The 13234-nt window shown below is 68.3% G+C and carries 8 protein-coding genes and 1 pseudogene; 8 read left to right on the top strand and 1 reads right to left on the bottom strand.

All coding sequences use genetic code 11. The features are described from left to right. Positions 1 to 92: 92 nt before the first annotated feature. The 6 genes and pseudogenes from ACWGE1_RS09845 (at position 93) to ACWGE1_RS09820 (ending at position 9455) form a co-directional block, all read left to right on the top strand. Positions 93 to 743 carry a thymidine kinase gene (locus ACWGE1_RS09845; protein ID WP_453420011.1) on the top strand — a complete coding sequence of 217 codons (651 nt, stop codon included), beginning with the start codon at positions 93 to 95 and terminating at the stop codon, positions 741 to 743. A gap of 823 nt (positions 744 to 1566) precedes the next feature. Continuing rightward, positions 1567 to 5893: pseudogene (locus tag ACWGE1_RS09840) on the top strand (RHS repeat-associated core domain-containing protein). Continuing rightward, on the top strand, positions 5890 to 6567 hold the full coding sequence (locus tag ACWGE1_RS09835; protein WP_453420010.1) for an Lsr2 family DNA-binding protein: 678 nt from the start codon (positions 5890 to 5892) through the stop codon (positions 6565 to 6567). Before ACWGE1_RS09840 ends, ACWGE1_RS09835 begins: the two are co-directional and overlap by 4 nt. Positions 6568 to 6797: 230 nt before the next feature. Beyond that, on the top strand, positions 6798 to 7460 hold the full coding sequence (locus ACWGE1_RS09830) for a thymidine kinase (protein ID WP_453420030.1): 663 nt from the start codon (positions 6798 to 6800) through the stop codon (positions 7458 to 7460). 241 nt (positions 7461 to 7701) lie between these two features. Further along, the gene (locus ACWGE1_RS09825; protein ID WP_453420009.1) at positions 7702 to 7854 is read left to right on the top strand and encodes a hypothetical protein; all 153 of its coding nucleotides are present in this window, start codon (positions 7702 to 7704) and stop codon (positions 7852 to 7854) included. Between the two features lie 119 nt (positions 7855 to 7973). Beyond that, positions 7974 to 9455, top strand: a complete 1482-nt coding sequence (locus tag ACWGE1_RS09820) for a UDP-N-acetylmuramoyl-L-alanyl-D-glutamate--2,6-diaminopimelate ligase (RefSeq protein ID WP_453420008.1) — start codon at positions 7974 to 7976, stop codon at positions 9453 to 9455. Positions 9456 to 9481: 26 nt separating this feature from the next. Here ACWGE1_RS09820 and ACWGE1_RS09815 read toward each other — a convergent pair whose 3' ends face one another. After that, positions 9482 to 10585, bottom strand: coding sequence for a hypothetical protein (locus ACWGE1_RS09815; protein ID WP_453420007.1), 1104 nt, complete (start codon positions 10583 to 10585; stop codon positions 9482 to 9484). Between the two features lie 294 nt (positions 10586 to 10879). On the opposite strand from ACWGE1_RS09815, the gene ACWGE1_RS09810 reads away from it, so the two are divergent. Next, positions 10880 to 11389 carry a hypothetical protein gene (locus tag ACWGE1_RS09810; protein WP_453420006.1) on the top strand — a complete coding sequence of 170 codons (510 nt, stop codon included), beginning with the start codon at positions 10880 to 10882 and terminating at the stop codon, positions 11387 to 11389. Between the two features lie 864 nt (positions 11390 to 12253). Then, positions 12254 to 12970, top strand: coding sequence for an AfsR/SARP family transcriptional regulator (locus tag ACWGE1_RS09805; protein WP_453420005.1), 717 nt, complete (start codon positions 12254 to 12256; stop codon positions 12968 to 12970). Positions 12971 to 13234: the final 264 nt, after the last annotated feature.

Below are 13234 nucleotides of genomic sequence, written 5' to 3'. Positions count from 1 at the left end.
CTCGTCGGGCCCACTTCCCGACCACTGAGCACGCACCGCCCACTGCCCACCGCCCACCGTCTGCCCACGACCCGAAAGGTCCCGTACTTCCCATGCCCGAGCTGGTGTTCTTCTCCGGAACGATGGACTGCGGAAAGAGCACCCTGGCTCTTCAGATCACCCACAACCGCTCGGCGCGCGGTCTGGTGGGCGTGATCTTCACGCGTGACGACCGGGCGGGCGAGGGCAAGCTGTCCTCGCGCCTGGGCCTGGTGACGGAGGCGGTCGAGGCCGGTGAGGGCATGGACCTGTACGCGTACCTGGTTGCCCAGCTCTCGGCGGGCGGCAGGGCGGACTACGTGATCGTGGACGAGGCCCAGTTCCTGGCCCCTGACCAGATCGACCAGTTGGCCCGCATCGTCGACGATCTCGACATGGACGTCTTCGCCTTCGGCATCACGACGGACTTCCGCACCAAGCTCTTCCCCGGCTCCCAGCGCCTGATCGAGCTGGCGGACCGGCTGGAGCAGCTCCAGGTCGAGGCCCTGTGCTGGTGCGGGGCCCGGGCCACGCACAACGCCCGTACGGTGGGCGGGGAGATGGTCGTCGAGGGCGCGCAGGTCGTCGTCGGCGACGTGAACCGCCCGGCCGAGGAGATCGGCTACGAGGTCCTGTGCCGCCGCCACCACCGCCGCCGCATGACCTCGGCCGCGGCCCACGCGAGCGCCCTCTCCCCGGACGTCCTTCCGGTCACATCGGGCTGACCGCAGGCACTGCTGGGGGAGTGCCGCATTGGTAGGTGGCGACGACCGCCCTTGCCGGGAGCCGCATTCGGGTGTGATCGTATTCCCCGGGCCTCGTCTATTTCGGCGGCTGCATGGCCCAATCCTTCGGCCATTACTCCGCTGACCCTGCTCTGGAAACGTTCGTATCCTGGCCCGTGATCACGGGGGTGGACCTCGAACGCGTCGGAGGGAGCATAGTGCAGGGCGCCACAGGAGCGATCAGCTCCTTCCGCGCCGTCGACCCGGAAGCCCCCTGCAACCGCATGCACCCGACCGAGTGCAAGACGCGGTTGCTGAGCATGGGGGTCGGCCTCATGGCAACGGTGAACGGCGGGCTCCCGCATGTACGAGGCGTTCATGAAGGACCCGACGAAGGCTTCGGCAAGTTCATCTTCGAGGCCGCCGCGACCTGCCGCGAGCCATCGGTGGAGGTGCAGCCCGCTATGTCGAGCGGGTGGCGCGGGGCGGTGTTGGGGGTGCGGAGGACCGGGGCGTACTTGCCGGGGCGACGTGGGCGTGCTCGCGTTCATCGGACGGCCGTCGAGCCAACCCCTTCGAGGAGTTGCGGCCCACGCCTCGTGCGGGTCTGCAGTGGGCGGTGCTCTGTACGCAGTTGGTTGGCGGCGCCGGCGATGCGCGATACGCGTTCGTGGAGATGTGCATGCATGTTGCCCCCTGGATGCAGCTGCGACCCCATCCCTGTGTGACTGAAATTTGCGGAAGCGGATTATCCGTCAGATCAATTACGTGGTAGGACTGTTCGATCATTTGATCGTTTTCGACTCGCGGAGATGAGGTTCACGTGGCTGTCACGGTGCCCGACTGGGCGGACACACTGCTGGACCTGATCGGTGTGGCCTGGCCGAACGTCGACGAAGACGCCTACCGGGAGATGGCCAACGCGCTCCGCGACTTCGCCGAGGACCTCCTCGACGACGGCCAGCTCGCCAACAACCACGTCGAACGCCTCCTCTCCGCCAGCAAGGGCGAGTCGATCGAGGCCCTGAACCGGCACTGGAACACGGTCAAGGGTAAGCATTTCAGGGACATCGCGGACGCTGCCCGCACCATCGCGGGCGCGATGGACATGGCGGCCGACGCCGTCGAGGCCATGAAGTACGCCGCTCTCGTCCAGCTCGGCTACCTTGCCGCCGAAGCCGGCATCGCGCTCTCCCTGATCCCCGTCACCGCGGGCCTGTCCGCCCTCTTCGGCGCGGCCGCGATGCGCGCCACGCAGGAGGTCGTCAAGCGCCTCATCAAGGAGTGCGTCGAGGAAGCCGTCGGCTACATCGTCTCCGCGATGACCGAACCGGCCGTCGCCGCCCTGGAGGGCATGGCCGCCGACCTCGTCGTCCAGCTCGGCTCGATGGCACTCGGCTTCCAGGACGGCGTCGACCTCGACCAGACCAAGAACGCGGGCAAGGACGGCTTCAAGGACGGCGTCCAGTCCGGCAAGGAAGCCCTCCACCTCGCGTCGGCCGGCGGCGGCAATGGAGGCGGTGGCACCGGCCTGACCGACCTCCACATCGAACACTCCGAACACACCCGCGCCGGCACCAACCTCAACTCCGTCAGCACCAACATCCACGGCAAGACCACGACCCACCTGACCAAGGCCAAGTCCCACCACGGCCGAACCCGCGGCCGTGACTCCATCGCCCAGGCCATCGACCCCGTCGCCGACAAGGCAATGGCAGCCCTCACCAAGGCCACCAAAGCCAACCGGTGTCGGCGCCGTGTGGGCCCGCGAGGACGGTTCACTTCTCGTCTACCCTCGCCTGCCCCGGCCGGGAGGCGAGACCGTCATGCCGCTGGAAGGGCCCCAGCTGGCGCTTACGCACTACGGCGAGTACGAGGACGAGATCACATATGCGATCACTGATCCGCGTACCGGGCTGACCCGCTGCTTCACAGGCAGCCCCTACCGCGCCTCCTCCGCGTTCTGGCTGAGCAGCATCGAGGACCGCAACCACAACCGCATCACCTTGACACGCCGTCCGGACGGAACACCCACTGCGGTCAGCCACGACAGCGGCTACGCAGTCCAGATTGTCTCGGACACCGGCCGAATACAGGCGCTTAAGCTCCGCACACCAGAGGGCTGGGCCGAAGTCCGCAGCTACGGCTACGACGGACGCGGGAACCTGGACGCCATCGCCAACTCCTCCGGCCTCCCACTGCGACTGGCCTACGACTCCAGCGATCGCGTTACGTCGTGGACCGACCGCAACAGCTCCACCTACCGGTACGTCTACGACGACGTCGGCCGGGTCACGGCAACCGTGGGCCCCGAAGGTTTCCTCTCCTCGTCGTTCACCTACGACGAGGTACATCCCGAGATCGGCCATCGGATCACCCGGTACACCGACTCCACCGGAGCCACAACGGTCTTCCACATCAACGACGCCTTCCAGGTCATCGCGGAAACAAATCCCCTCGGGGCGACCACTCATTTTGAGTTCGACAACGCCGATCGGCTGCTCTCACGGACCGACGCGCTGGGCGCTGTCACCCGATGCGAGCGTGACAGCCAGGGAAGCCTCGTCGCCCTGATAGCACCGGACGGGATACGCACCACAGCTTCCTATAACGACCTGCACCTGCCGGTGGAGATCACCGAACGGGGCGGGACCCAGCAGCGCTACGCCTACGACGCCCAAGGTAACCTCGCGGCCTCCGTCGATGCGGCAGGTGCGCGCACGGAGTACGAGTTCAGCAGCCGCGGGCACCTGACCTCCATTCGCAACGCCGTCGGCGATGTGATCCGCGTAAGGACGAACGAGGCTGGTCTGCCTCTCATGCTCGTCGCCCCGGATGGTGCGACCACCACCTTCACAAGGGACTCTTTCGGCCGCATCACGTCCGCCACGGACGCCGAGGGCGCGATCCTGCGTCAGGCCTGGACGATCGAGGGCAAGCCCGCATGGCGTGAGCTACCTGACGGCTCCCGGGAAGAGTGGGAATGGGACGGGGAAGGAAACCTCGTCTCGTACACCGACCGCATGGGCCGCACCAGCACGCACACCGTCACCCACTTCGACCGTGCCGCCACAACCACTGCTGGGGACGGAGGTCACTACGAATACACCCACGACACCGAGTTGCGGCTGACGAGGGTCACGAACGCACAGGGCCTGGAGTGGGAGTACTGCTATGACGCGGCCGGCCGGCTCGTGGCCGAGACGGACTTCGACGGCCGCACCCTCTCCTACCAGCACGACGCCCTGGGCCGCCTGACCCGGCGGACCAACGCCGCAGGTCAAAGCCTGACCTTTGAACGCGACACCCTGGGCCGGGTCAGCCGAATCCTGCACGACGACGGATCCGTTTCTTCGTTCACTTACACCGAAGCGGGCCACGTAGCTGAGGTCAACAACCCCCACAGCCGGATCACCCTGGAGCGGGATGCTGCCGGCCGGGTCATCACCGAGACTGTCAACGGTCGCTCCCTCGCATTCGGGTACGACGCCCTCGGCCGCCGCACGCACCGGCGCACCCCCTCGGGATCCGAGAGCCACCTCGAGTACACCTCACAGGGGCTAGCTGCCTACACGACCGGCGAGCACACCTTCCGCTTCCACCGCGATGCGCTCGGCCGCGAAACAACACGCACCCTGGACGACGCCCTCACCTTTCACCACACCTGGGACCCAGTCGGCCGACTGACGCGGCAGTCCCTGCGCATGCGAGACTCCGAAATCCTGGAACGGTCCTTCACCTACCAGCCCGACGGAGCACCCACGGCCGTCAGCGACAGCCTTGCCGGCCACCGTGCCTACACCCTCGACACGGCAAGTCGGATCACAGCCGTCCAGGCAAAGGGCTGGAGCGAGCAATATGCGTACAACACGGCCGGTGACCAGACCCATACCGCTCTTCCCTCTGCCGCGCCCGGCCAGGACACCGCGGGTGCACGTGTCTACGAAGGCACCCGGATCACCCGCGCCGGCCGCACCCACTACAGCTACGACGCTCAGGGCCGGTTGATCCGCCGCGAGACCCGCACGCTCAGCGGCAAGACCGTCACGTGGCACTTCCAGTGGGACGCAGAAGACCGTCTCACCCACGTCAGCGCCCCGGGCGGCGCTACCTGGCGGTACCTCTACGACGCACTCGGCCGACGTGTTGCCAAGCAGCGTTGGAACGGTGACGGTCGTCTGTCAGAGGAATCCTCGTACTGCTGGGACGGCTCGCAGCTCGCAGAGGAGCGCACAGGCGCCACGACCCTCGTCTGGGACTACGTCGGACTTCGCCCACTGGCACAGCGCGAGTCCAAGTCCGGCCCCGGGCAGCTGGAGATCGACCGGCGGTTCTTCGCGATCGTCACCGACTTGGCGGGCAGTCCCAGCGAGCTGGTTTCAGCTGACGGCCAGGTCAGCTGGCGCACACGCAGTACGGCGTGGGGCGCCACTCAGTGGAATCGGGGAAGCACCGCCTACACCCCGCTGCGCTACCCCGGCCAGTACTTTGACGCGGAGACCGGACTCCACTACAACTTCAACCGCTACTACGACCCGGACCTGGGCCGGTACATCACACCTGACCCGCTCGGCCTGGCTCCGGCAGTCAACCACTACAGCTACGTTCCCAACCCCTTCACCCTGACCGACCCACTGGGCCTGGCCGGCTGCGAGCCCGATCACACCTGGGGCGGGAAAGTCGTATTCGTGCGAGACGAGCACGGCCGTCCCTACGAGATGCATGCGACCATCACCCGGGACATGCTCGACGAGGGCACCGACGCAGCGAAGTGGCTCAAGCCACCGGGCTTCCTTCACGGCACCGATTACAACCAGGCCCGAGGTCACATGCTGGCCAACATGCTCGGCGGAACCGGGAAGCATCTGGACAACCTGTTCACCATCACCCAGGACCCGACCAACTCCCCCGACATGCGAGACCTGGAACAGTCGATCTACAACGCTGTGAAGGGCAAACCTGCCGATGGCATCCCGGGAGAGATCGTTCAGTACAGCGTCTACCTTGAGTACACAGACGACCGCAAGGACTCAGTACCCAAGTGGATCACGATGGAAGCTGACGGCGACGGCACCTTCAGCCTCCGCGAGGACCTTGAGAACCCCGACCACGCTGACCAGCAGCGGCGCCGCCGCCGAGGAATACAGTGACCGACATCGACGCTCTCGTTCAGCTTTGCCCACCCCCGCCAGGCCCCCGCCCTGCGATCGATTGGGACGCGGTGGAAGCCACTCTGGGCATGCGACTTCCGCAGGACTACAAGCAGCTCGCCGCCGCCTACGGCCCAGGAAGGTTCTACGACTATCTGAGCGTCTACCAGCCAGCCGGCATCACCGAGTATGTCGACATCACCGGTCCGATGCCCGCCCGGATCCGGGCCCACCTTCAGCGGGACTACGACCAGGGCACACATCCGGTCCCATATGATCCGCGGCACATGTTCGCCATCGGCGTCACCGACAACGGCGAGTACCTGTTCTGGATTACCGACCCCCACGACGCCCCCGACACCTGGCGCATCGCCGTGAACGAAGCCCGCGGGCCCCGCTGGTTCACCTTTGACGGAGGCCTGACCGAGTTTCTCACCAGCGTCCTCAGCGGGCAGACGAACGTTCCCCAATTTCCCGACGATCTTCTGGAGGGACAGACCGACTTCGCTTCCTCCATCCCCACCGGCTACCGGCCCACGCAGACGCCAGACAGGCCACGCGTCGACCTCAATACCATCCGTGAATGGGCACGCGCCAACGGATACCAGGTCCCTTTCCGAGGCCGGATCCCCGCAGACATCCGCGAAGCATGGGAGCGTGCGAACCCCAGTTGAGGTCAGTGTGGGCGCGGAGTTGCGGAGGTGTCAGCACCTTGGGTTTGGCGCTTCCGCTGGGCGACGAGCGTCTGGCCGCCTCGGTACCGTGTTCGTTGACTTCGGAGAGGAGAACGTGCCCGGCAATGCTGCCGCAGGTCTCCTCCCAGCCACGGGCGAGGCAGGGCTTGACGGCGTCGATCTTGCTCGCCGGGTCACTGCGGCAGTCGGTACGGCGGGCAGAGGCCACGATCAGCGGGGGCGGTGACGTAGCGACCCCACTCACGCATGGTGGATGCCCAAGAAAAAGGACCCTGGCGCTCCAGATCGCGCACAACCGCGACGCGCGGGGACTCCAGGGCGTGATCTTCACCCGTGACGACCGGGCGGGCGAGGGCAAGCTGTCCTCCCGGCTCGGGCTGGTGACGGAGGCGATCGAGGCGCCGGAGGGCATGGACCTGTACGCGTACCTGGTCGCACAGATCTCCAAGGGCGGCAGGGCCGACTACGTGATCGTGGACGAGGCCCAGTTCCTGGCCCCCGTCCAGATCGACCAACTGGCGCGCATCGTCGATGACTTGGACATGGACGTCTTTGCGTTCGGCATCACGACGGACTTCCGCACGAAGCTCTTCCCGGGCTCGCAGCGCCTGATCGAGCTGGCGGACCGCCTGGAGCAGCTCCAGGTGGAGGCGCTGTGCTGGTGCGGGGCCCGTGCCACGCACAACGCCCGTACGGTGGGCGGGGAGATGGTGGTCGAGGGCGCCCAGGTGGTGGTCGGCGACGTGAACCGCCCGGCGGAGGAGATCGGTTACGAGGTCCTCTGCCGCCGCCACCACCGCAAGCGGATGACCTCGGCGGCGGCCCACGCGGGCGCCCTCTCCCCGGACGTCCTCCCGGTCAACGGCGGCTGACCGGTCCGGGGTCCCGGGTCCCGGGTGCCGCGCCTGCCGAACGGTGATGCCGTGGACATCGCGGGGACCGGGCTCCGGCTCCGTCCTCCTGGAGCCGGCCGGCGGACGGCGCCCTGGTCCGTGCGCGCCAGGACGAGGGTCGCCCTCGCCTGAGCCGGCGCCCCGTCGTGGGCGGACCGGTGGCCTTCGCGCGCCGGCAGCGGCGATCCCCGGGCTGCCGGGTGGGCCGTACACTCGGCCCATGGGCCGCACACGTTCCTCGAGGCAGTGCCTGCAGCAGGCCGCCTTCGGGATGCGCCCGGCCGCCGGGGTCCCGACCGTCGTCGACCCGGCCGACGCGGCCCTTGCCGTACCGCCCAAGACGCGCCGTACCGCCCTGCACGGTCACGGCTAGCGCTTCGCGCCTCAGGCTCCTCCGCTCCACATCACCACAGCAGCTTCCCGGCATGCCGCCGGCGCTGCCGCCTGGCTACGGCCGCACGCCCGGGCCCGAGCCCCCTCGAAGGGATCATTGTGAAGCTGAGCGCATTGCTGGCCGGGCAGGAACACCACGTTCTCCAGGGTGATCCGGACACGACGCTGATCACCGCCGGAACCACCTTCGACGCTGACCGGGTGACGCCGGGCTCGCTCTTCATCGCCGTACCCGGACACCGGGAGGGTGGCCCAGGATCCGTCCCGCCCGCCCTGGCCCGGGGCGCCGCCGCCGTGCTCGTCGACGGCAGTGCACCCGCCCTGCCGGCCGCGGCATGGCCCCCGGGCACCTGCGCCGTCCGGGTCCCCGACACGCGGACGGCCGCCGCGGTGGTGACCTCCCGCTACTTCGGCGAACCCGGGAGGCAGATGGACATGGTGGCGATCACCGGCACCAACGGGAAGACCTCCGTCTCGTACATGGTCGAGTCCGTCCTGCGGATCGCCGAGGGCTCCAGGACGGGGGTGATCGGAACCGCCGGAAGCAGGATCGGCGACGAACCGATCCCCATGCCGCCATCGGCGCTGACCACGCCGGAATCTCCCGACCTGCAGTACCTGCTGGGGTACATGCGCGACCGCGGGGCCACCGGCGTGGTGCTGGAGGCCACCTCGATGGCGCTGCTGACGCACCGGGTGGACCGTACGTTCATCGACGTCGGGGTCTTCACCAACCTCACGCAGGACCATCTGGACGACCACGGGACGATGGCGGACTACCGGGACGCCAAGCTGCGGCTCTTCCAGGGCCTGTGCCGGCGTGCGGTGGTCAACGCCGACGACCCGGTGGGCGCGTCCATCGTGTCGATGATGCCGGGTGCGGTGACCACGTACGCCCTCGACCGCCCGGCCGACTACCGGGCCACCGACCTCATGGTGAGTGCCTCGGGTACGCGGTTCACCCTGCAGCACGACGGGCGCGCCTACCCGGCCTCGATCCCCGTCCCCGGCCGGTTCTCGGTGGCGAACGCGCTGGCCACGGTGGCAGCCTGCCACGTGATGGGGCACGAGCTGGGCCCCCTGGTCGACGCGCTCGATCGGATGCCGCCGGTCCCGGGCCGGCTGGAGCGCTTCCGGACCCCGCCGGGCACGTCGGTGATCGTGGACTACGCCCACTCGCCGGACTCCCTGGACAAGGTCCTGACCACCATCCGGGGCTTTTCCCGCGGCCGGGTGATCACGGTCTTCGGCTGCGGCGGGGACCGGGACACCACCAAACGGGCCGAGATGGGCCGGATCGCCGGGACCCATTCCGACCTCTGTGTCCTGACCTCGGACAACCCCCGCAACGAGGACCCCGAGGCCATCCTGGACCAGATCTCCCCCGGCCTGTCGGCGACCGGCACCCCCTTCCGGCGGTACACCGACCGCCGCCGGGCGATCGCCTTCGCCCTGTCCGAGGCGGGCCCCGACGACACGGTCCTGATCGCCGGCAAGGGCAGCGAACCACACCAGATCATCGGCGAGGAGCTGCTGCCCTTCAGCGATATGGCGACGGTGCGCGAACTGGCCCAGACGTAGAGGGCGCCCGGGTCGGGAAGGTCCGGCTACTGGAAGCTGAGCCGGTGCGGGTGCGCCGGGGTGGCGGGGCAGGTGTGGACGCGCATGAGGCCGCGGCCGAGGTGGACGCCGACGGGGTCACTGATCCGGCTGTCCGGTACGGCGGCCCGGTCCTCCAGCGGGATCCAGCTCTCCGTGGCCCCGTCCCATTCGCTGCCCGCCACCGTGAGCAGGGGAGGCATGGGCGTTCCGCAGACTGTGCAGGCGATGTCCGCCGGGTCGGTGAGGTGCCACGAGGCGAAGCCGCCGACCTTCCAGCCGGGCGCGATGGACAGGTCACCCCGGTAGGGGACCTCGGCGTCCTCGTCCGCGCGCGCGGCGGCCATGGCGGCCGCGTACTCCTCGTACGTGTCGAAGCCGGAGGGGCTGGCGGGGCCGGAGGGGGCGAAGGCATCGTCGTCCTCCTCCTCGTCTCCCGCCTCCCACGCTTCGACGGCCTCCTGAAGGTCCTCGTCCAGCAGGCCCTCGTACTCGTGCTCGACCACTTGTTCGGGGTGCAGCCCGCACATGTTCGGGACGCATTCGGCCCTGCCCACGACGACGGGCTCCGGGATCACGGAGAGGACCTCGCCCACGTCCTGGGAGCGCCGCCACTTCAGCACGACGTCGATGGTGCGGTCGGGGCCGTGCACTTCGAAGGGACACCAGAGGACCTGGAGCAGGTCGCAGCCGTCCGGTCCGGCGAGGTCGGGGACGTCGCGGGCGAAGAGCTGGGCGGCGGCGAGCAGCGGAATCGGGTCCGCATCGCCGATCTGCGGGGCGTGCGGCCCCGGCTGGAGGGTGGCCAGGACCTCGCGTTCCGCGTCGTCGGGACCCGACCCGGGATCGCGGCGCCACGCCTCGTCGAGGATCCGCCGCTGGAGGCGCACGTCGGACAGCCGGTGTCCGCTGCCCTTGGGATGGACGGCGGTGCAGACGGGCCACGGCTCGTCGGCGGGCCAAAGGAGCGGGCCGGCCACCGAGCTGTCGCCGGCCTTGGGCGAGCCGTGGCGCGGGTGGAGGCGGGTGCTGGTGCGGCGGTAGCCGGCGAGCGCGAGCGCGGGGAACAGTCCCTCGGCGTCGGCAGGGCGGGGTGGGGTCGTACGGGTCATGTGATCCTCACTTGCTGTCCGGGGCCGCGTCGGCGCACCCCATCCTGCTCGGAGTTCCGGCTTGCCGTGCTCACGGGCGAAGCTGCTTCCAGCTGCCTTCCCGACCTCCCGCTCGGTGACGCGAACGGCCCGGCGGCAGGCACACAGGTGCGGTGGGCGGCTCGTGGAAGGAGCAGTGCGACGGTGGATCAGGGATCTGCGGTACCGGCGGTGTCGGAGACGTCTCTCGTTCGAGAGGTCTTCGGACCACTCGGCGGGATCGTCGAATGCGGTGCCTCGCTCGAAGGGGTGTCCGTGGGAGAGTTCGTCGCGCGGCATCGCGGTGAACTGGACCGCGTGCTGGACGTGGTGAGGCGACTCGGCGCCTTCCGTCCGGACACGATGGACATCCTCGACGGGCTGGGATATCTGCGCGAGCACGACGTCCCCGCGGCCATCCTGCTGATGTGGTCCGGCTGCATCGAGGAACTCACCCCGGACATCGGCGCACCTGCAACGGTGCGGCGCATGGCCCGGATGGGCGCCGATCTCCAGACGACCCGTCTGCTTCATGCCCTGGTGGGAGTGGCGGTGTTCCGGGGAAGTGATGACCTGGAGGTCGATGCGGGCGGGATCGCGGAGGTGATCGAGGCGGTTTGCCCCTGGGGGGAGACCGGCCGTGGGCGGTCGACCCGTGAGGTCTTCCTGATGTGGCGTGTCGCGTTCCTCCCGAGCGTCCTGTTGCCCGGTTCGAACACGCACGGGACCGTCAAGCGGCGTTTCAGGGCGTACGCGCGCGTGCTCGAGACGATGCTGGAGCAGTGAGAACGGGGGCTGAGGATGACGGACGAACGGAGCGGGAGCGCTCCGGTGCCGCAGTCGGCAACGGCCGTGCACGATTTCGATGACCGTCCCGTGTGACCTGCTGCAGAGGCCCCTCGAATCGATTCGCTCGCGAAACGGCGTGATTTGCGTGCCGATTCATTGTTGATGTGTGAGTGATGCGTGAAATGTGATGGGGGCGGTTCGGACTTCCGGGTGAGGAGCCGCGCAGATCTCGCTCGTGGGTGGCTGAACCTCCTGAAGGAGGCGCAAGCCGGACGGTCACTGGTGGGGCAATTGAGATTCTGATCGTCGAGGCCGAAAGTCATTTGAACCCTCAAGTGAATTTCTTCCGTGTGGCATCGATCCGACCCGGACGTGGACGCTCACGACCACTCTGAGCAGGGGAGTACTGGCGCGAAGGCTAAAGCGGAATCTTTGCATCCGGTGCGGAATCTTTACCGAACTAAAGCATCCGGGATGCCCGGGAAGGCGTCCTCGGCGGGCTGAAACTGGTATCTCGGAGTGCCCTCGCGGGGCGGGAATGGCTCAGTGGGTGCGTGATAGTATTCTGAATTTGTGACCCGGCGCAGACCAGGCCGGGCCGTTCTGGGGGAATCCAGGCGGTCCGGTGTCGTCGGATCTGCGTCGGGAATTCGGGCGCGCCGGCGAGGGATGCATACGAAAAGGTGTGCCGTCGGTGCGGCTTCCGCTTTCTTCATGAACCATGCCCGGGACTCGCCGGACCGTCGGTTCTGAGGATTCCGGGCCTTTTGACCACGGGGGATGAGAAGGATCGTGTATTTTCGCGTTCTCGGAGCACTGGCAGTGGAGACGGACGACGGGACGCCGTGCACTCCACAGGCGTTGAAGCTCCGTGCCCTGCTGGCGCTGTTGTGCCTGAACGACGGCCGCCCGCTGTCCGCGCCGCAGCTCATCGACGACCTCTGGTCGGGTACGCCGCCACGCACCGCGTCCACCGCGCTGCAGGTGTACGTCTCCCGGCTCCGCAAGCATCTGGCGGGCGCGGGCTTCGACGTGTCCCGGCTGGTCACCCGGCCGCCCGGATACATGATGGAACTCGCCCCGTTCACCCTGGACCTGCACAGCTTCGAGTCGCTGTGCCTGCGGGCCGGGCAGTCGCGGGCGGCGGGCCGGCTGGAGGAGGCCTCGCGGCTGCTTTCCCAGGCGCTCGGGCTCTGGGCCGGCCCCGCTCTGGCGGACCTGCGCACGGTTCCGGTCCTGCAGAGCCTGGGGCACCAGCTGGACGGGAAGCGTTCGGCCGCCCTGGAGGAGCGGGCCGAGACGGAACTGCTCCTCGGCAGGCACAAGCCGCTGATCGTCGAGCTCTACCGGCTGATCGACGAACAGCCGATGCAGGAGAGCTTCCACGGTCTCCTGATGCTCGCGCTGTACCGCAGCGGCCGGCCGGCCGAAGCCCTCATGATCTACAACCGCATCCGGCGCGTCCTCATCGACGAGCTCGCCGTCGAACCGGGCGCCAGGCTGCAGCAGTTGCAGCAGTCGATCCTGGAACGGGACGCCGTCCTCGAAGAGCGCACCCTCGCCCATCTCGCCTGCTGAACGGCAACACGCACCGGGCGCCGGATTCCGGGCGACGAGCCCCTTCCCGCCGCCTGCTTCCCCATGATCCCTGCGGCCCCGCGACGCGTTCCGCTCGCGGGGTCGCAGGCTTGCCCCGAGGCCGGGAAGCGTTCCGGATAAGCGAACCATGATGGCGTGCATGCGACGGTTTAGCGCCCTCCCCTAGCGTCGTTCTCACAGGTGGGGGCGGGTGAAGTGGTCCTGGTCGGGTGGGATCACGGCGGTCTGAGTGTTACTCCCGGA

This window comes from Streptomyces sp. NPDC054932 (genome assembly GCF_053610205.1).
Note: the sequence above shows the minus strand (reverse complement) of the source record. Positions and strands in the feature narration are given on the sequence as shown.